The organism is Paenibacillus sp. JNUCC-31 (genome assembly GCF_014844075.1).
GTDB lineage: Bacteria > Bacillota > Bacilli > Paenibacillales > Paenibacillaceae > Paenibacillus.
Genome location: NZ_CP062165.1, coordinates 6,330,768 through 6,350,334, shown reverse-complemented (window position 1 = coordinate 6,350,334; position 19,567 = coordinate 6,330,768). Strand labels below are relative to the sequence as shown.

Sequence of the window (19,567 nt, the reverse complement as noted above, 5' to 3'; positions counted from 1 at the left end):
TATACTATTTTTCCGTCACCACAACGCATAAGTGGTGACGGCGGCTTATAACGTGCATCTTATGCTTCTGGATAAAGGTCTGTTGATAAATAACGTTCTCCTGTATCCGGGAATAGAACAACTATATTTTTATTTTTGTTTTCTGGTCTCTTTGCAATCTGTAAAGCGGCGTATGCTGCTGCTCCTGACGAAATACCAACTAATAATCCTTCGGATTTAGCTAAAAAACGAGCTGTTTCAAATGCATCTTCATTTCTTACCTGTACGATCTCATCAACGACAGTTCTATTAAAATTGTCGGGAACAAAACCGGCACCAATTCCTTGAATGGTATGCACGCCTTTAGTTCCTCCAGAAAGTACCGGGGAATCTGAAGGCTCTACAGCTATAATTTTCACATCTTCTTTTCTTTGTTTAAGTGCTTCGCCAACTCCAGATATGGTCCCACCTGTACCAACTCCACCAATAAAAATATCCACTTCGCCTTCGGTATCTCTCCAAATCTCTTCTGCGGTTGTTACCTTATGTACTTGTGGATTTGCTGGATTTTTAAACTGTTGAGGTATAAATGAGTTAGGGATTGTAGCCGCAATTTCTTCAGCCTTTTTGATGGCTCCAGACATTCCTTCTGTGGCAGGTGTAAGAACTAGTTCTGCTCCCAGAGCGATCAACAGCTTCCTACGTTCTACACTGAAACTCTCAGGAAGTGTTATGATTAATCTGTATCCTAATGCTGCAGCTGCAAAAGCAAGCCCAACACCTGTATTTCCGCTCGTCGGTTCTATTATCACTGAATTTTGGTTAATTAACCCCTTCTCTTCAGCATCTTTAATCATTCCATATCCGATTCTATCTTTTACACTACCTGCTGGATTAAAGTATTCCAATTTAGCAATGATCTTCGCCTCAACTTGATACTTTCTCGCAAAATTAGAAAGCTCCAAAAGTGGTGTATTACCAATCAGATCTGTGAGATTCTTCGCAATATTAGTCATAATTATACCTCCAAAATACATTTCCAACTAAAATAGTTGGTTTTAATATCACGTTATCATGTATGGTAAAAAAATACAACTATTGAACTTCTACTTTATAACATAGGAAAGCAAGAGTTATTAAACTGAGCGTGAAACCTTTGTTATAAAATTCTCATCTAAAAATAGAGATCAAAGTTCCAATACTGTTATGAGCTCGTCATGGCACACTTCACCGTTTTCATGGAATCCAAAGCTCTCATATAGCTTTTTGGCAGCCAAGTTATCAGGACTATATGGAATCCAACAATAACGTGCAGGACCAGCTGGGAAAGTACGAATAAACTCCAATATTTTCTTTAATGCTTCCCGGCCATAGCCCCTGCTCTGGTGCTGTTTGTCAATCATCAGTCGCAAAATACAATAGCTATTGTCAGCAATAACAGGAAGATCATAACCAGTGATTCCGTAAGTTATCATTACAAAACCTACAGGTTGCTCATCTGCGTAAATCGCAAGTGGAAACGGTGAGCCGCCATTGGTTGCAAGAACATAACATGATGCTACACTTGAAAGGTTTGATGCAACATATTGACGCTGCTCTTCTGAAACTTCCAAGTTAAATATAGATCGTCGGTTATCTAGTGTTATTTTTCTGAGCGTTATCATGCAGACTCTCCTCACCAAACATCATAGATTTAAGCGGTTTCAAGGTAATACCCAGTTACTCTTATTGGATCTTCTTTCTCATATACAAAGCAATTTCTTCCTTTTGGTTATGATTATTTGAATACAGTGATACATCAATTCCTTCAATTTGATAACCACATTGCTTGTAAAAATGAATGGCAGGAACATTCGTATTCTGGGTTTCTAACGTGATTGCTCTGAAACCTTGTTCCTGGGCAATCTCCTTCACTTTATTGATCAACATTCTCCCGTATCCTTTTCTTATGTATTTTTCATTCACCTGAAGATGCCATATCATCAGCGTATTATTCCAAGCTTGTGGTTCGGAAATGGCGAGCGCTATGATTTTCCCATCTATATATATTCCATAAGAAAATCCCAGTTGTATGATTTCTTCATATCGTTCCAAATCATCTGTACTGTTCAATTCTTCTTTTTCGTAGATGTCATCCAGATTTATTAACGTTAAATGCATACTAAAGGAACCTTGTGTCTCCTTTTTGGTAAGCTCATATTTTTGAGTGGATTTATAACCAAAGCTTCCAAGTTGAAGCCAATCTTCATTGGATAGATTCTCTATTTTTTTGATCTCCATTACATCACCCCAGAATTAAATTACTTTGCGACTTGCTTATAGTGCTGTTGAACTCTTGCTTATATCTCTTCTTTCGACCTTAATTTCCATATTCCTGCACCCCTACTTATTGTTTCCTATCAACATAATTATGGAATATCAAAGAAAATAATAATAATCCCGACAGGACAAGCCTGGCGGGATTTCATTTGAATACATATCAAAAACCGTTTTAGTTGTTACGTAGCAACCACATGATGCATCTCTTCAATTGCTATGAAGTCAGAACGATTCACGTAATACAAATCATAAATTAGTTCCGTATTGTTTATTGACGTATAAACTTCGCGGTATATCTCATTTGCTAGTCTGATATACTGCAATTTTCCAACCGCTTTCTTGGATCGAATGTTTTGTTTCCGAATTTTAAGAAATACCGTTTCAATTTCATGTTGAAGAAACAACTCGGCAAAAAAGGCTTCTTTTGCTCTTTGATTATACCCTTTTCCAAAATAAGGAGCCCCGATCCATGTCGCAAGAAAACCTGTCTTATGTTCAATGTGATATAAATCGATGGTTCCGATGGGATGTCCCAGCTCATTAAGGATTGTTCTGGAAATACATGTGTATTGTTCTTCTTCATCAATCACCTGTTTGGTCGCAAATACATATTCATCATAAGATTGGCACTTATGACGAACGTATGGATAAACAGCGGAGTCCACCATCAAATCATACAGGGAGTGGCATTCGTGCAAGTCTCGTTTTTTCAACATATTAACAACCACCTAGTCCTTTTAGTTCGCTGAGCCAAACAAACTAAGTATATAAAAGGACTTGTGGAATTTAATGAATTCTACATTGCTTTTATGTAAAATTCATCATAGAAATGTTTTCCAGATTACATGCATAAACACATCATTTTTTTCCCATATCGTTTAAAGAAATTAGCATGCCAACTAAGGACAGTATCCGCTTGCTACTTGATCGTTTCAGGTTTGTTTGTTATTCGATCATGGATTCAGCGATATTCAGTACCCATTTTTGCGACATATCGCTTCCTACGATCTCATATTGCAATGCCTTACCACCCGCATCTTCTTCGATCCATATCAATTGTCTGTTCTCAGCATTCGAAATATAATACGCCTCATGACCGCGCACATCCAGTTTCTCGATTTTGAATGATTCCGTATCCGGTACATGAATTCGGCTCTTGGTAGTGCCAAAAACGTGAAGCTTAAACACTCCCCGATCCGATTGATATGTGATGTTGATGCCTGTAATAACATGATTAGGTTTTAAATCTCTTATCACGACATTGCTTCCGGTCCTTTCGCTTTCTTCAATCATTTCATTTATTTCTTGGTCGGACAGGTTATCGAAGCCGTGAAATACTTTAATATCTTGCACAACCGAGCACGTTGGAAAACGCGGTTGCCAAGGGTGCAGCTTTTCTCTCAAGGCGTCTAAATCTCCCTCCCAATCTCTGGCTGCATAACTCGTTTGTTGAGAAAATTTGTTGTCCTCGGCGTTAGAGATATAAATGCCTTTTCCATCACCTGGCTTCAGATCCATAATAATTTGATGTACCATGCCCTCATCTTCACTAGTCTGAAACTGAATTTTCCCAATTACATCTCCACTCTTGTTTTTAATATTCATGCCTTCAACTCCTCTTTTCAAAGTGTTTCTTGCAAGGAACTTGGTCATACCAGATGGGGGCGATTTTTTCCGTATTAGTTACACAATGTCTTTAAAATTGTCTTCTCTCTGGCAACGGTCGATTCGAAGAAATCTTGCTTAATATCTTTTCGAAATACTTCCTTGTATCTATTTCTTCCAATTTGATCAAAACGTTCTTGTACTCGAATTATATGTTCGTTGTCAGATTTGATCTTGTGTTCTATCTCTTCATACTGTTCAAACGTATCATATTCCCACATCGCAAAGATCTCACTGGTTTCATCATCCATATGCTGATGCCATCTTCCAATCAATCTCGCTCCGTACTTGAGTTGTGAAGGTAATAAAATATCATTAAATAAAGCATTAAACTCTTCTACGAATGAAGATGCTACAACATAGGGCTTCCTCCGATATATCATCACTGCACCTCTCTCGTTAAATTAAAAAACGAATCGATATACAATTTCGTCATCATATACGTCTCCGGTCTCAGCAAACCCCATTTTTTCATAAAGTTTTCTGGCAACTTCATTCTCTGCACATACCGTTAAATTCAAACACTTGCTATGGACATAGTTCTCTTTAATATAGCTAATTACCGAATCTATCGTTGCTCTTCCATATCCCTTGCCTTGATAGCTTACATCGATCATAAAACCATTTAACCAATAGGACCAAGCGGTTGTTTCATCGACTGTGATCATGACAAAACCCACTAACATATCCTCCGTATTATATATGCAAAATGGCAGATACTTGTACTCATCTCCATCTGGACGAATGTGTACTTTCGCTAGGGACACGGCTACTGATGGAACATAATGATTTTGATTGGCTTGAACTTGTAAGTTTAATGCATCTTTCCAGTTCTCTCTTGTAGTAGGTATTAATCTGATCAAAATAGTATCACTCGTTTCGTTTTTTATTTCAATTAACTCCAGTCGTCGAAATGCTTCTCAAGGAACCTTACTTCCTTCTCATAATGAGCCAAATGACCCTCTTCAATCATTTTGATAAAAGCTATTTCTCCAGACGCCGCCCGATCAGATAGTGTAGTACACATGAATTGAATTCGAGAAATCACCCACTCCTTCAAATCTGTCGGCACGTCCATACCATAAGCTTTAAAAAATAACGCTATACGTCTTTTCCGCTCAGATACATGATCCTGTTTATGATAGGGAACGACTTCTCTTTCATCTTTACCCGGTGAAAAGCCTGCAAGCGGGACGGCTGTATACAACGTATATACGATATCCCATAGACGCGGGCCTGGCCCTGCCATGTCAAAATCGATGATTCCGACAGGAAGCCGATCTTTAAATACAACGTTATACAATGCAAAATCATTATGACAGATTACTTCTTCCTTTGAAGGTATCTTTGGGCATTTATTCAAAGAAACCGTAGTTGTAACAAAATCCTCTGTCGCATCATGATAGCTTCTTAAAAGCTTCGCTACTTTGTCTAAAGACTCATCAGACCACATATAACTTGCAATCTCAGGATAGTCATTTCCCGAAACCACACCATCCAGGTAAGAAAGGATCTCTCTACCCTGCTCATCTACTCCCAAATATCTAGGGGAATGCGCATAACCCACCTTTTCAAGGTTCACAAGCAATTCATATACATACGGATTCGGTTTAGCATCACGGCGAACTGTATTTCCAACTTTAGTAACCTTGTTCACATTGCCTCCATCCAAAAGTTCCTCATGTTCTGACAATTGTACACCTCCTTGATCGGTAATCTGTATCCATTCTAGCTTGGCCTTTAAAGTAAATATCTAGGGTTTCAAATAAAACATCATTATGGATAACTTTTTCGATTTCCTTCTCCCTATTCCTGCATAAAAATCCCGCCAAGATAAGCCTCGACGGGATTTTTTTCTAAAGCATTGGCATAATTTCATTCAAACCATTCATTAACATTCAAATAACCACTTCGGGTTTTTAATTTATCTCCAAATAATCGAGGTAAACATCCCATGTCCCGTCATCCGCTGTCACAATAAGCTGAATCTCCTGGTTTCCGGTCCCATGACTGATATTGTTAAGGGTGTAGACCGCAGGACTGCTTCCGCCGAAGTAAAAGGTTCCCTTCGTCTGGCCGCCGATCTTCAAATCGACTCTGGCCATGTTGGAATTACTTGATGCCCCGCGGAGTGAAAAATTGTGGGTGCCGATTGCAAAATACTGCGTGTATTTGACCAAATCGTTATTAGCATACAGAACAACTCCGTTAAATGGCGAGCTGATATTGCCGGTATACTGGCCGCCTTTGGTCATATTCTCGGCTTCCACTTTTGTTCCGGTACTTGGAGGATTAGTCGTGCCTCCATCAGGGGCAACCGCCCGTCCCGTACTCGAAGAGATCATGCCGGAGCAAAGGCCGCGACTCTTCAGATTTTGCGCAATCTGCGGAATCGCTTGCAGTGTCGTCTGGTATTGATCATGCATCAGAATAACGTCACCACTTTGCATCCTGTTCACTGCGGCTACGATCTGGGCGGTGGTGGCGCCATTCCAGTCCTGGGAATCCACGTTCCACAGCACTTCGGTAAGACCGTTCTGACTGATAACGGATTTCAAGGTTGCGTTGGTTGCGCCGTAAGGCGGTCTGAACAGCTTCGGTGAAGTTCCGGTAATCGACTGGATCGTCTGCTGTGTCCGAGTGATTTCCGAAGACATCTGGGAGCTGCTCAATGTTGTCATATTAGGATGCGTGTAGGAATGGTTACCAATCCACATGCCCGCGGCCACCTGCGCACTAACCAGAGATTGATTGTTTTGCGCGTTTTGTCCCACATTGAACATCGTTGCACGCAAGCCCGCCTGCTTCAATGCATTGAGCACGTTTGTTGTGTTGTTGCTTGGACCATCATCGAAAGTCAAACCTACATAACCGTTTGGACAACTGGCATCGGCCGCGTTGGCGGAAGGCAGGATCGGGATAGTGAACAACGTACTTAAGAGCGCAACAGACATTACTGCCTTTACAAGTTTTGCTTTGAACATTATAAATACCTCCTCTTCAATATCATGCCAGTATCGTTGTCCGCGGCACTCCCAGCCGCTTCAACTCTCTCAACTACCCTAGGGAATTTGAATTTGGCCTCCTCTCTTTCTATTTTCCACCCCTTTAAAAAAGCGCTTTCATGAACATGAGTGCTATTTTCCTTTTACGTAGAATGAAAGCATTTTCTTCCAGGTGAATCCAGTGTAAACGATATATTCACTTAAAGTAAATTGAATTTAATCCAAATTATTCTATTCATTCATGCAATTCATACCGCCTGGATACCTCAAGGAAGCCCTTATTGTGGATCGTAATAAATGATCAACTCCTATCTGCCAGTTCCCATGACGGATAGAAAGGTAGCAAGGTCATTCCTCACCAGAAATTCCTTATGGATTGCAGGAATATTCAAGCAAAAAATAACCTTTCGCTATCAAAATAATAACTTATTATGAATATAAGGTACTATATTCCATATAAAATCTGTTCTAATTCGTTGATCTGACTAGGTATAACTATCCTTCCGGATAAACAAGTCCCCCTATGATCGATTTTGTGGGTACCTATTTGTTTTATCCTTTTTGGAACTCCCTGGGAATCCAGCAATCAATAGTACAAATCCGATGAAAAATAAGAAATATACGAGAAAACCCGAGAAACCATTATCACTCGCTGGTAGTAACTCACGTGCCTTCCCACCTGAAGCATAACCCGCTTCCACTATGGTTGTGGATATTCTCACCGAGATTCTATCTAGAGTTGAAATAAAAATACTGCTAATCATGAGAACCGCACCCAGGATTTTATTTGTATTGTTCATGTGCTGCCTCCTATTCCAATCTGGTTCTTATTTTTCAGACCACGTTGTTCGGATATATCCCAACTTCATTCCAACATGCTCCATATTCCGATGGCTTTGAGATAAAAATGAGCATTGCCCTACCACCAGATTACACTCCTTATTCAAGGCTTCCGTTATTCTTCTATTCAAAAGCTGCTGATGTACACCTTGTTTCCTAAACTCAGGTAATGTTGCTGCAAAGGTTAAGGATGCCTTTTGATTTTTAATAAACAGAACACTTACCGCTGCTGGGATATCATCGACATATGCAATGTAAAACTTCCACCCTGGACGATGATAAAGAACTTGATTATTCTGGGCGACATAAGGGATACCGTCATCCGACAAACCGGTCCCTCTGCAATGGATGGTTGCATATAGCTCGAATTGATCCTCTTCAAGCTCTTGAATTCGGATATGATCTGAGTGATTCTTTTTTTCTTCCGGTTTGATGATCAGAGATGAATGAAATCCTGATGCATACATGCCTAAGTCGGTTAATCGTTTCAAGAAGTTCTGATCCACCACAGATGGAATGACTTCGAACTGAACCTTTCGATCTCGCTGTCTATAAAAATCGGTGATGGCATCTATGAGTTCCAGATCATTATTTGTTAAGCCCTTCACCGTATTAAAAGCAGGCCACGGCATGGTCTTACTGTAATAACAGATGGCATTTCCAAATTGCTGAATCTCAATGCCTTCCGGATTGTTGTCCCGACCTTGTATAGCAAGCATCCGATCTGTCATATACTCGATTTCCGAGAGTTCAATTTCTTTAATCAAATCTAAGGATGGAATTAGTGTATTCATATCTTTACCTCCAATAAAGTACGGGAATTTCATTTAAAGTCACTCCAAATACTTCATTACATTTGCCTATACTTAATAATGGTTAGATGCCCCCACTCCCTATACAATTGCTCTTTAGAGAGTATCTTCCACGGGTTGAATATCGTTTGCCCATCTTTATTGAAATATAGTTCTTCTCCCAGGTGATACGCTGCATGTTGAATGATCCCATTCTCATCTGTCCAGGTGACAACGTCCCCTTGATGCAGATCCTCCGTTATTAACTCCTCGTAATGATACAGTTTTAATTTCTCAAGGAATGTTTTTTGATGTAGCCATTCATAGATAAACCATTCCTGTTTTCCGTTGGAGATTGCAAACAAAACTGCTGCGAGGCAATTTGCACCTTGGGAATGGGCAAACGAATTGGCATGTGGCTTTAGAAAATCAGGTAGCGATTCAGGCGGCTTCTCACATTCCCCTTTATCCCACCATTCGTAAACCACTGTCGTAAGGATCTGTGCTTTACATGATTTGTCCAGCTTTTCCCACATGAAGCGTTGAAGGACAACATGTCCATCCATCAAATAGCTATCAGGTATATCCGCCAAATCATCTACAACTGAAAGTGGGAAAACAAGCCCTCTTCCCATTTGCAGTTGTGCATTTAATAAAAATCGTTTCATATCTTTAGGAATGGTTTCTATCCATTCTTTTTCAGCAATAATTACGAAATCAGCATTCTTTATATTCCAGTACTCATAACCATTCACATAATTCACTTGCCTATATGTGCTGTGGTTATAGAACTCCTCTTTTGGCATTAATAGTACATCGGTAAAGTCAATTCCGTAATCAAGATGTTCTTTGGATAGGAAAAACAAATCTTTTTCCGGTACATAACAATTCATCCATGAAAACAAAACTTTTTCATCCGGTTTAATTTTCAATATGTATTCCTCCATGTTCGGTTTGAACTTTAATCTTTCACTTTATTTCTCACTATTCCGTAGTAGATCAGATCCTCATAACGGTCTTCTTTCTTAACATGATCCATCAGTACTCCTTCTTTGTTCATGCCAATCTTCTGTATTACTTGTCCGGATGCCGGGTTAGAAGCAAAGTGTCGCGCATATACCTTATGATATTTTTTCACATTAAATGCGAAGTCTAACATGGCTTTAGCAGCTTCCGTCGCATACCCTTTTCCCCAAAACGGCTGACCCACCCAATAAGACAACTCCCCGTTATCGTAACGTTGTTGATTAGATAATGCGATTGCCCCGTATAAAGCACCTGTTTCCCTATCACAGATAGCAAATTCATATAATTTATCCGCGTTAAAGTTTTGATTATGATGTTCTATCCATGACAAAGCACAATCTAAAGTATATGGATAGGGTAATGTGAGTGTGCTCTTATATATGTTGTAGTCATTACACAGTCTGGTAACGGTTTCAGCATCTGCTTCTGTGAATAATCTTAACAGTAACCTCTCAGTTGTCATCGTTCTATTGGTATTGTCGTACACCATACTATCCCACCTTATCTTATTGAAAGGGATCATTAAATAATCAATCTTCCCGCGGCAACTTCATCTGCAGCTAAACGTTTTAATATCAATACCCGGCCTTTATTTTCAATGACTCCCTTAACCACAACAACGATATTATTTTCCAAGTACCTTCACCCATAGGTCATTCAGAAAACTCAACTAAAATGGGATGAGTGCTCTCATCCAACGCTTTGTGAATCCTCTCCTTAAAATTCCCCCAGGTTATCATTTCATCGGCTTGTTCTAGTGTAAAGAACCCAACCTCATCACTTTCAATACTTGTCGTTAGAGTTCCTCCGATCGGTCTTCCAGTGAATATATTGTTACATACTCCCCGGGTAGTATTCTGATATAAGCCACAAAACTTAATAAGTTCAATACCAATGCCAGTCTCTTCCTTCACTTCTCGAATAGCTGCTTGACTAATGGTCTCGCCTTCTTCCACACAGCCTTGCGGCATTTCCCAGCCTCTCCGTCCTTTCATAAGTAAGATTTCATTGTTCTCATTAAGGACAATCACACTTGCAGACACGATAAATTTCATTCAAATTCCTCCTTTTTATGTTTTAGATTTTATATTTTTCATCGAATACTTTGGAAAATGTTAATTCTGCTTCATACTGTGCCTTTGCTTCATTTTGGGTTAATCCCCGATTGGATAAGCATTTGAGTACTCTACTGAATCACCAGAGTCCTAGCCTATACCTTATTCTTTCAGTGAGTGATAGAGAATGTTTTTTCTGGCAGAGTCCATGTATGCAAGACGTTTATTGGTTCATAGTTTCTTTTGAAGCAGTACTTCTTCCGTTCTGGCATAGTTTGATTTTTCGTATGTCTGTATTGCCATTTCATTTCTTTGGCCTGTCAGAATCTTCACACTGGTAACACCTCGTGCGCGGAGTTCATCTTCTATAAAAGCAATTAACAACGTAGCCAATCCTCTTCTCCGGGCAACTTCAGTAATATACATTTCAGTGATTTCCCCATGGAGACCTCGATAACAAAGAGATTTAAAATATTGAGCACAAGCAAATCCTACTGCCTGCCCGCAAATAACAGCTAGAGCAATCAGCTCATCCGATAAAGCAAGGCTATCTTTTACTTCCTCTATGGATGTACCTACTCCATTAAAAGCTTCATTAAGCTTTAGAAGATCCTCTGCGTCATTTGCGTTTGCCCATCTTATTTCAATGTTCTTTTCTTTCATCGCGTAACCTCCAATAATATCAGTCAAAGGAATTAATGATTTGGATAGGTTTCATTCAAGAATTTGATGGATTGGTTAATCAAAGCTTGTAATACATCTGGATTGATATCTGCAACTTTATTGATGTATACACATGCTTTTCCTGTCGTATGTTTTCCAAAGTCTTTTAACAGATTCTCTCGCTCAATGTCACCAGTCGCGAAATACAAACTGATTTTTGCTTTTCGGGGAGAAAAGCCTACCAATGGTGCATCGCCTTCGTGACCCGATTCATATTTATAATGATAGGCACCGAATCCAATAATACTCGGTCCCCACATCTTTGCTTTATATCCTGTTGTTTCAGTAAAAATATCTAATAGTTGATACGCGTCTTCACGTTTTTTAGGATTATCAACACTTTCAATAAATTCAATGACACTATTGTCTGTTTGTTTTGTTTTAAGTTTGTACATTGGTAACACCGCCCTTCATGTCTTTCGTACCTTTAACACAAGGAAAAGACTTAATATCAGACCAACAACCAGAAACAATACCCATTGTTCGTAACTAAGGATCAGAATCAGTTCCCAAAAGCTTGCCGGCCCGGAGTTTGGTTCATCACTGTAGGGATAGTCAACAATAGCTGGCACTACTCCAAGGGCTATAAAAACTATCCCGATGATCAAAGAAAGAAAATAAACAGATCTCTTCAAAGTCATCACACCCTCAAATAATCAGGAAGTCTTATCATGAAGCGTTCACTATTTCTATTAAATTGATATTGTTCATATAATTCATGTGCATCTAAGGTTCCGAGTAACCCCATTAAATCTTTAAAACGGTCCGATTGTGTTATTACTTCAATTAGTTTCTTACCAAGTCCTTTGCCTCTATATTCCTCATGAATAAAAACATCACAAAGCCAATACATTGTCGCATCATCTGTGACAACCCTTGCAAAACCAACTTGAACTTCTTCTTTATAAATCCCAAAACATATAGATGAATGGATAGACTTTTCAATTTTTTCATCGGATCTCTTATTGGCCCAATAGCTTCTAGATAAGAAACCCTTTACCACATGGATGTCCAGCATTTCTTTGTTATCGCTGATGAGGTATTCTCCATATATAAAATCCATCAATCCCATCTCCTCTCAAAATCCTTGATAATTCAAGTAATACTTGATTCCAGCACGATCAACATCGAAAAAATCTAATGGGTTCTCCATAAATAATTTATTTAGTTCCTTAATATCAATCCATTGAATATCTATTGTTTCGTCACCAGCTTCTAACAGACCTCCACTTGCCTTACATCTAAAATAATATCCAACGGAATCAATTGGTCCCTTAATAGTTTGATAAGCAGCGAACGGTCGAAGACACTCCACTTCAAATTCAGGATTAATTCCAGTCGTATCAATTCTTGTTTCAGTTCCTTCTATTTCATAAATAGTTAATCCAGTTTCTTCTTTAACCTCTCTTACCAGAGCTTGGACCAACGATTCAAACGGTTCAATTCTACCTCCAGGAAGTTCAAACTGAAAAGAAGAGTCAGTCTTTGTTCTTCTTTGTATAACGACTTCGATAGCTTCATTATTAATTCTTTCAATGATCGCTCTTGAATTAACATAGAACATCCAAACCAGTCCTTTATTAGGTTTAAATTTTCTTTAGTGTTTATATCGTTGTCATATTTGAAATGAACACTTCAGTACTTCATCTTCTTTCCTAAAAACAAAGCAACTCTATGATCTTTAAAAATATATCCACCTGATCTATCAATTGAATTTTTGATTCTATTTAACAAATTGTTTCTGTCCGGTTCAGACAGTTGCCTATGCTTTGAATTGGTATTAAGCAAAGAAATATAATCGCTGCTTGTGTATGAAAGAATTTGGCTATATTCTTTGACTTCTATTCTTGTAAAATTACCTGTTCCCTCAGTAATCGCTTTTCTTTCATTTATGGTTTCTTCAGGCGTTTGTAATTTGGAATCGTCTAAATGTGGTGCAATCTCTTTATAGTGAGATCGTATTTCATTATGGATCTCATCGTACATTGGCACATGAATGGTCCAGAAGAAACCAATTGCACCTGAATCCTCAAGTAACTCCCACACCCTGCGATAACCAAACTGAGGATCAATAAAATGAAATGCAGTACCCGAAACTGCTAATTTAAATGGACTACCTTCACCGTCCCACTCTTCGAACGATGTATTGATCACTTTAAGAGATGTATAGGATTTGAATTTTTCTGCAGCGAGCTGGGCTAATTTATCCCCCAATTCAATACATGTAATATTTTTATATTCTTTATTAACTAATCCCCTTGTTGCTTGTCCAGTTCCGCAACCGATTTCAAGGATTTTATCTTCTTTTACTGCATTTGAATAATTAAAAATATCGTCAAACATTTCATCTGGATAGGTGGGTCTATATTTTTCATATTCGCTAGCAATACAATTAAACGTCTCTTTACTCTCCACTGGTTATGCTCCCTTTATTATGATTTTGGTTATTTCCTATAACGTTTACCTAAGTCATGCGTTTTTCATAAAGCACAATTGTCATTTTGTCGTTAATCTGTTTTGCATCTCCCTTCTGTCTATATCCTAATTTTTCATAAAGGTAACAATTCCTCTGCTCTTCTAAGATTGTAGCCAACTCCCATATTTTCGCATCGCTATATCTACCTTCAATCATTGAAAATACTTTTTGTGCAATCCCTCTCCCTTGGTAATCAGGTAAAATAAATACAGGGCTTACTCGATAGATTTGATTCTCTTTTTTTACTATTCTAATGGCCCCCACAGGAATATTTGCTTCTCTTATTAGGTAATAATCTGTATAGCTTTGATTTATTCGATCTTCTATTTGTTCCACCGTTTGATTGGCTGGGCTTGTTTCATAGTCTTTATATTTATTTAATAGAGGCATGAATGCTTTTATTTGCATTTCGTGAATGATTGAAGCTTCTTTAAAACCTGCTTTGGATAATGAGATTTCCATTTCATAGCATCCTCCGTTATTGAAGCTAATTTGTATTTTGTTTGTTTAATCTCTTGCTTTCACTAGTTCATTATTCTCATTCATTACAATCGCTGCCGCTGAAACAATATGCTTAGGTGGATTCATAGAAATAGATAGGTCTGTTCTTGTAATATAAATTTTCTCAAGATCATATTGGATTGTAATATCTTTTCTTGAATGAAGTCGAAATGCTATTCCAGCACTGATATTTGAAGGTGTCTCTTGAAGTTCAATAATTGAGGAATCAGGCACAGAATTAATCCAGCCAACAATTTTATTAATTTGTTCATGTGTCTATTGAATATCCACAAATGTAATGTCAGGAGTTGTTTCGTACGAATAGACTGCTTTGTCATTTGGGTACTTTTAATCTGATCAATTGAAATCTCTTCTTTATTTAGCTGTTCATTTTCTTGATTGAGATATTGATAAGAATAATATGCTACAAGAAGAAGTACTATTGTGATAATGAGCGTTTTCATTTTTTAATAATAGTATTTCCCCCATCTCATGTAACATTATATGTAATATACGACACCCCCAATTCACTTCCCTTTTACATGTCACTTGGTTCCTTGATTTAAATATGTTATTTCATTACCGATAAGTAAGTTCCTTATCCCCCCTTTATAAAAGGGCATTAATTGATCTGCCTCCTCTATATCCTTCCAAGCAATTTCGGAGATTTCATCAGGTCTTACAATTTCTTCAGTACCTCCGATAATTTCAGCCCTGAAGACTATAAAAATTGCATGTTCATTTAAATTTTCAAATTTACATTCATTTATAGCTACGATGCCATAGATTTTAACATCAAATCCGGTTTCTTCTTTTGCTTCTCGGATAGCCGCTTGCTCTAATGATTCATCTGGTTCTACTGCTCCTCCTGGTAAAGACCAACTCGAACGGCCTACATTTTTGACCATTAGGACTTTCGATTTTGATTCGTCTGTAATTAGAGCGTATGTTACGTCGACTCGTTTCATTGTCCTTTCTCCTTTCTGAATTTGAGCTGCATATCATTCACATATAGATTTCCAATTCATATTTAACTTGCGTTTTACTATGACCTTCTATTGTTTCAATTTTTTCTTCTACTTCTTTAAATCCACTCTTCTCATAAAATGCCCTTCCTATTTGATTCTCTTTTCCTACCCAAGCAAACAGTTTATTTATTCGCTTTAAAACTTGAGTGAATTTCCGAATGAATTCTTTACCTATTCCCATTTTGTGATATTCAGGTCGAATATAGATTCTTAGTAATTCGTATTCTTCTTCTTTCACTTGTCTTGTTTGAGCATATCCAACGACTTCGTCATTAAATTCAGCGATTAAAAAACTCCGTTTAGCACTTTGAAGGTCTTTCTCGACAGTTCGACATAAATTCTCAGTTGAATATGCTCTACTTAGAAAATTTTGAATGTAAGCTTCAGAGTATATGTCTTTATAAGTATAATTCCATGTTTCATGAGCTATAGCTTGAATATGTGGGATATCCCCATTTGAAACAAATCGAATTGTAATCATCTGGTCATCCTTCTTTCGTTATATTTTATTTGCTCTTCAGCGGTTTCGCTTAACGTCCTTCTCCCCCAACTGACAACCTCCAGTCATTACATCTTATGATAGTCCCAACCGGGTATTCAAAATCACACTCACCAATATACGAAAAGCCCAGCTTGCGGCAAATGGCATTCGAAGCGGGATTATTGGTTTTAGGAAAAGCGTGAATAAATTTATGTTTCTTCTTTTTAGAATGGATAGAAGCTAGGGCCTTCGCTGTTGCTTCTGTCGCTATTCCTCTACCTTGAAATTCCGGCAAAACACTCCACCCTATTTCGTAAACAGATTCTTCTTTCCAAGTCTGATTCCAATATCCTACACTACCAACGACTTCAAGATGCGGAAGCAAGAGGATCTTAAACATTTTCCCTGTTCCATTTTGAGCGATTTCATAATAGCGCTTATGACGAGCTAGGATTTTCTCCTCAGTCTCTGATCCTCCGAAGTGTACTGTCATCTCAGGCGAATTTAATTGGCGAAGCAAACCTAGATCTCCTTCGTCCCAAAGTTCAATTCTTACCTCTGGCGCATTCCTTTGTTCCATCTTGTCACTCACCCCACTGTTTTTATTCCTGATCAAATTTAGATAAACGAGATTTACTATTCTCAGTCCAATTGTACCAGAACATATATTCCCATTCAGTAGAAATTTATCATTATCACTTAATTTCCCCGGATGCCAATCCACGATACGATTAGTCGGTGCGGATGAAACTACTTAATAACTAACATCATTTAAGCCAAGTTCACGGTTTATAGATCTTCTAAGTACTTACAGACCAAGTACCCAAATGTTTTGATATCCTCAAGATAATCGTATCCTAATGGATTTTGCCTGGTCTGATTATACATTCTTACCGCTACAGTTTTACACTCAGGAATGACAAGACAGGCACATCCAGTGGCACCCAGAGACTGAAAAGAACCGTATGGTAGCTTATCACCTAATTCTGTAAAGGACCGCGGTTCATCTTGCACAAACCAAAAAAAACCGTTTCTCGGCAATTGTTGTTCCAGATCAGGAGGACTAATAATAGTGGTTGTTTGCTCAAATATTTCTTTAGGAAGTATCTGCTTCCCGTTTACGGCTCCCCTGTTCAAATGCAAATAACCCCAATATGCCAGTTCCTTTGTGCTCATAAATAAGTTGGCTTGATTGCCTTGATCATCTTTATATTGTTCATTAAGCCATACTAATTTTTCATTATATTCCTTTCTCCATCCAGTTTGGCTAAAACCCATAGGCGAGAATACACGCTCTTCGAGTAAGTGTGACAAAGGCATCTTATATAGTTTTCGAATAATCTCAATGAGCAGATTAACACCAATATTGTTGTACTTCCAGTCAGTCCCCTGAAGAAACAATCTATTATGCAGATCATCTAAACCATGAGTGTGGGTTAACAAATGTCGTATTGTTATATAGCTTAATGCCTCCCTATCTAAATCATTCAAGTAGTCCACAACAAGATCATCTATGCTTCTGACCTTACCCTCATGTAATGCAAAACTAATAGCAAACCCTAAAAATGTCTTTCGAACTGAAGCAATATTAAACTGTGATTCCTTATCAACTAATCGACTATCTTTAGAATTGTCATGTACTCCTGAATACCATTCATTCACGATACGATCATGATGAATAATGTAGGTCGCAGCAGCGGTAGCAGATATTATATTCTTTACGTGCGAGACATAATCATTCAGTTCAATGAATGATTTATTTTTTGATATTTTAAGGTTAAGCAATGGAAAGTACACCTTCTTCACTATTTTTATTTATTTAAGATAACGTTCTCATATTCTCGGACTCTCACCGCTCCGCAGCATGAGATTGTTATACGACGTTCTCCTCTTACTCGAAATGGAAAAACTCAATAATACTCCTTAAATCTCTTGATCCACCAATCCTTCTTCAATAAATACTCAGGTTTAATTGGCATGATTATAAATTGTTCATTTACTTCAATAGGTTCTCTTAAGCCTGTATATACTAGATCGATATCTAACCTAAATGGCTTAATTTTTCTTCCGACTTGACTTTCGAATTCCTGCACAAAAGCTAAAAGATCTGGACTTGATTCCCAGTAAGGCATTGCCATTTGACCGCCAGCAGGCATGTTCCACCATTTAATAAATGACGGCCACATATTAATCAGCACGGCCTTTAAGTCTTCTTCTTTAATCATTGAAAAATCAGGAGGATCTATAATTAAAGATTGGTGATTCCCCCTTTTCTGCTCCCCTTTTTTATAGATGCATTGACTCCATAGCTCTTTCCATTGCTCTTTAAGTTGTTCATTACTTTGCTCAATATTTAAAAATTGGCTACTTGGCCAGACACCTTCTTCGAATTCATCTGTTAATAGTCCATGTGCACTAGCCACAAACATAAGAAAATTCAAGTTATATTCTCCTGAAATACAAATGGTCCAAGAATTATACATTTAATTCACTCCTTTCAAACAACGTTTAAGCTAATATAACTTTTATTGCTATTTTCATTGATATTAATTAGACACGATTGGTTTGTATTCCCCATCAAAATGAAATTGATAACTGTCATCTATACGTATATATCCGTAAATACAATGTCCTCTATCCCTGTAACAAACGCTGGAGAAGTTTTTATTGTCTTTGTTACCTTCTGCAACCAATAATTGGTTCCCCTCGCATGCCAAAACAATTCCAATATGATCATGAGAATTATCAGATAGAAGCTTTTCAAAAATGACAATATCACCACGCTTTGGTATAAGACCATGATATCCATCCTGATATAAAAAATTCGTTTCAGGTAGCTGAGCCCATTCCAACCACGCGCCAACCCCAGCTAATCGATAACTGTGATTCGGGTATCGTATAGGGAGTATGATGCCAGCCTGCATGCAGCAATGATAGACGAATGCGGCACACCAATTTGCTTCCAGTACTTTATAGATATCCGAGTCCGGCCAATACTTGCATATTTCCCGATAGTGTTCATTTTCTGGAATTCCTAAGATTCCTTGACCTGCAAGCGCTTCCGCAAAATCAGCTAACTTGAGACGTCTATCTTCAGTTCTTTTATTTATCTTATCGAGACTATCCTTGCAGTTCGCCTCTACCTGTTTAAATGGAATCCCTAATTCAACAAAACCTTTTTGTAGTCTATTTATCTCATCTTTATTAAAATGATCCCCTGGATGCAGAACATACATCTGTATAAGTATCGCGTCTTTAATAATTTCTTCATACGGTCCATGGACTTGATGTACATCGTCTTGATAAAAGATGGATCGAAGAATGAGCGATAACTCTTCGTCGGTAAAGATTTGGGTGCTGTGCAAAATCGGTCTTACCGTATCTGCACTGTTAGGACCAGGGAAGTATTTCAATCCAGTCTTATAGAAATAAAAATTATGGAGCAACCCTGCGATCGCAGCAATTTCCGAACTTTGTTCTCTTCGTATGGCAAGTAAAGAAGCGAAGCTGGAAACCCCGAAAAGATTAACCAATGCTTCCACTTTCTTGGTGCTATTCTCTGTAGCAAGTAGCATTTCAAGAACAAGAGCACGAACAGATTCAACCCGTTTAGACTTTTTCTCAGAAATCAAACTTTCGCCTCCTATCCCTAAAATTAGGTTTAGATAGCTACTATCT

The 19,567-nt window shown here is 38.1% G+C and carries 28 protein-coding genes; all 28 read right to left on the bottom strand.

Annotated features, from left to right (window positions below; genetic code table 11):
* Nucleotides 1-59: 59 nt before the first annotated feature.
* The 28 genes from cysK to JNUCC31_RS27965 all read right to left on the bottom strand — a co-directional run bounded on the left by cysK (nt 60) and on the right by JNUCC31_RS27965 (nt 19,521).
* Nucleotides 60-995 carry a cysteine synthase A gene (gene cysK / locus JNUCC31_RS28095; RefSeq protein WP_192266604.1) on the bottom strand — a complete coding sequence of 312 codons (936 nt, stop codon included), beginning with the start codon at nt 993-995 and terminating at the stop codon, nt 60-62.
* A 171-nt stretch (nt 996-1,166) separates the two neighbouring features.
* Nucleotides 1,167-1,643, bottom strand: coding sequence for a GNAT family N-acetyltransferase (locus tag JNUCC31_RS28090; protein WP_163760404.1), 477 nt, complete (start codon nt 1,641-1,643; stop codon nt 1,167-1,169).
* A gap of 61 nt (nt 1,644-1,704) precedes the next feature.
* Complete coding sequence (locus tag JNUCC31_RS28085) at nt 1,705-2,259, bottom strand: GNAT family N-acetyltransferase (RefSeq protein WP_192266602.1); 555 nt, start codon at nt 2,257-2,259, stop codon at nt 1,705-1,707.
* Nucleotides 2,260-2,477: 218 nt separating this feature from the next.
* Nucleotides 2,478-3,014 carry a GNAT family N-acetyltransferase gene (locus tag JNUCC31_RS28080; RefSeq protein ID WP_192266599.1) on the bottom strand — a complete coding sequence of 179 codons (537 nt, stop codon included), beginning with the start codon at nt 3,012-3,014 and terminating at the stop codon, nt 2,478-2,480.
* Between the two features lie 229 nt (nt 3,015-3,243).
* On the bottom strand, nt 3,244-3,903 hold the full coding sequence (locus JNUCC31_RS28075) for a DUF4367 domain-containing protein (RefSeq protein WP_192266595.1): 660 nt from the start codon (nt 3,901-3,903) through the stop codon (nt 3,244-3,246).
* A 74-nt stretch (nt 3,904-3,977) separates the two neighbouring features.
* Nucleotides 3,978-4,346, bottom strand: a complete 369-nt coding sequence (locus tag JNUCC31_RS28070; protein WP_192266593.1) for an NIPSNAP family protein — start codon at nt 4,344-4,346, stop codon at nt 3,978-3,980.
* Between the two features lie 21 nt (nt 4,347-4,367).
* Complete coding sequence (locus JNUCC31_RS28065) at nt 4,368-4,829, bottom strand: GNAT family N-acetyltransferase (protein ID WP_192273384.1); 462 nt, start codon at nt 4,827-4,829, stop codon at nt 4,368-4,370.
* Nucleotides 4,830-4,858: 29 nt separating this feature from the next.
* Nucleotides 4,859-5,656: a phosphotransferase gene (locus JNUCC31_RS28060; protein WP_192266591.1), complete on the bottom strand. Its 798-nt coding sequence runs from the start codon at nt 5,654-5,656 to the stop codon at nt 4,859-4,861.
* 226 nt (nt 5,657-5,882) lie between these two features.
* Nucleotides 5,883-6,947 carry a polysaccharide deacetylase family protein gene (locus JNUCC31_RS28055; RefSeq protein ID WP_192266588.1) on the bottom strand — a complete coding sequence of 355 codons (1,065 nt, stop codon included), beginning with the start codon at nt 6,945-6,947 and terminating at the stop codon, nt 5,883-5,885.
* Nucleotides 6,948-7,489: 542 nt separating this feature from the next.
* A complete protein-coding gene (locus tag JNUCC31_RS28050) occupies nt 7,490-7,768 on the bottom strand; it encodes a hypothetical protein (protein ID WP_192266586.1) in 279 nt (92 codons plus the stop codon).
* Nucleotides 7,769-7,795: 27 nt separating this feature from the next.
* Nucleotides 7,796-8,602 (bottom strand): GNAT family N-acetyltransferase, encoded by an 807-nt coding sequence (locus JNUCC31_RS28045; protein WP_192266584.1) that lies wholly within the window; start codon nt 8,600-8,602, stop codon nt 7,796-7,798.
* A gap of 56 nt (nt 8,603-8,658) precedes the next feature.
* The gene (locus JNUCC31_RS28040) at nt 8,659-9,531 is read right to left on the bottom strand and encodes a hypothetical protein (RefSeq protein ID WP_192266582.1); all 873 of its coding nucleotides are present in this window, start codon (nt 9,529-9,531) and stop codon (nt 8,659-8,661) included.
* Nucleotides 9,532-9,560: 29 nt separating this feature from the next.
* Nucleotides 9,561-10,115, bottom strand: coding sequence for a GNAT family N-acetyltransferase (locus JNUCC31_RS28035; protein WP_192266579.1), 555 nt, complete (start codon nt 10,113-10,115; stop codon nt 9,561-9,563).
* Between the two features lie 163 nt (nt 10,116-10,278).
* Nucleotides 10,279-10,680, bottom strand: coding sequence for an NUDIX hydrolase (locus JNUCC31_RS28030; RefSeq protein WP_192266577.1), 402 nt, complete (start codon nt 10,678-10,680; stop codon nt 10,279-10,281).
* 231 nt (nt 10,681-10,911) lie between these two features.
* Nucleotides 10,912-11,343 carry a GNAT family N-acetyltransferase gene (locus tag JNUCC31_RS28025; RefSeq protein WP_192266575.1) on the bottom strand — a complete coding sequence of 144 codons (432 nt, stop codon included), beginning with the start codon at nt 11,341-11,343 and terminating at the stop codon, nt 10,912-10,914.
* Between the two features lie 32 nt (nt 11,344-11,375).
* Nucleotides 11,376-11,798: a DUF1801 domain-containing protein gene (locus JNUCC31_RS28020; RefSeq protein ID WP_192266573.1), complete on the bottom strand. Its 423-nt coding sequence runs from the start codon at nt 11,796-11,798 to the stop codon at nt 11,376-11,378.
* A gap of 15 nt (nt 11,799-11,813) precedes the next feature.
* A complete protein-coding gene (locus JNUCC31_RS33600; protein ID WP_228469278.1) occupies nt 11,814-12,011 on the bottom strand; it encodes a hypothetical protein in 198 nt (65 codons plus the stop codon).
* A gap of 32 nt (nt 12,012-12,043) precedes the next feature.
* The gene (locus JNUCC31_RS28015; RefSeq protein ID WP_192266571.1) at nt 12,044-12,466 is read right to left on the bottom strand and encodes a GNAT family N-acetyltransferase; all 423 of its coding nucleotides are present in this window, start codon (nt 12,464-12,466) and stop codon (nt 12,044-12,046) included.
* Nucleotides 12,467-12,481: 15 nt separating this feature from the next.
* Nucleotides 12,482-12,967 (bottom strand): NUDIX hydrolase, encoded by a 486-nt coding sequence (locus JNUCC31_RS28010; protein WP_192266569.1) that lies wholly within the window; start codon nt 12,965-12,967, stop codon nt 12,482-12,484.
* Nucleotides 12,968-13,038: 71 nt separating this feature from the next.
* A complete protein-coding gene (locus tag JNUCC31_RS28005) occupies nt 13,039-13,818 on the bottom strand; it encodes a class I SAM-dependent methyltransferase (RefSeq protein WP_192266567.1) in 780 nt (259 codons plus the stop codon).
* Between the two features lie 49 nt (nt 13,819-13,867).
* Nucleotides 13,868-14,341: a GNAT family N-acetyltransferase gene (locus tag JNUCC31_RS28000; protein ID WP_192266566.1), complete on the bottom strand. Its 474-nt coding sequence runs from the start codon at nt 14,339-14,341 to the stop codon at nt 13,868-13,870.
* A 45-nt stretch (nt 14,342-14,386) separates the two neighbouring features.
* Nucleotides 14,387-14,614: a hypothetical protein gene (locus JNUCC31_RS27995; RefSeq protein WP_192266564.1), complete on the bottom strand. Its 228-nt coding sequence runs from the start codon at nt 14,612-14,614 to the stop codon at nt 14,387-14,389.
* Nucleotides 14,615-14,925: 311 nt separating this feature from the next.
* Complete coding sequence (locus tag JNUCC31_RS27990) at nt 14,926-15,348, bottom strand: NUDIX hydrolase (RefSeq protein ID WP_192266562.1); 423 nt, start codon at nt 15,346-15,348, stop codon at nt 14,926-14,928.
* Nucleotides 15,349-15,385: 37 nt separating this feature from the next.
* Nucleotides 15,386-15,889, bottom strand: coding sequence for a GNAT family N-acetyltransferase (locus tag JNUCC31_RS27985; protein ID WP_192266560.1), 504 nt, complete (start codon nt 15,887-15,889; stop codon nt 15,386-15,388).
* Nucleotides 15,890-15,938: 49 nt separating this feature from the next.
* The gene (locus JNUCC31_RS27980; protein ID WP_192266559.1) at nt 15,939-16,469 is read right to left on the bottom strand and encodes a GNAT family N-acetyltransferase; all 531 of its coding nucleotides are present in this window, start codon (nt 16,467-16,469) and stop codon (nt 15,939-15,941) included.
* A 209-nt stretch (nt 16,470-16,678) separates the two neighbouring features.
* Nucleotides 16,679-17,674, bottom strand: coding sequence for a serine hydrolase domain-containing protein (locus JNUCC31_RS27975; protein WP_192266557.1), 996 nt, complete (start codon nt 17,672-17,674; stop codon nt 16,679-16,681).
* A gap of 125 nt (nt 17,675-17,799) precedes the next feature.
* Entirely contained in the window at nt 17,800-18,372 is a 573-nt protein-coding gene (locus JNUCC31_RS27970; RefSeq protein WP_192266556.1) for a hypothetical protein, read from the bottom strand.
* Nucleotides 18,373-18,435: 63 nt separating this feature from the next.
* Nucleotides 18,436-19,521, bottom strand: coding sequence for a CHAP domain-containing protein (locus JNUCC31_RS27965; RefSeq protein WP_228469277.1), 1,086 nt, complete (start codon nt 19,519-19,521; stop codon nt 18,436-18,438).
* Nucleotides 19,522-19,567: the final 46 nt, after the last annotated feature.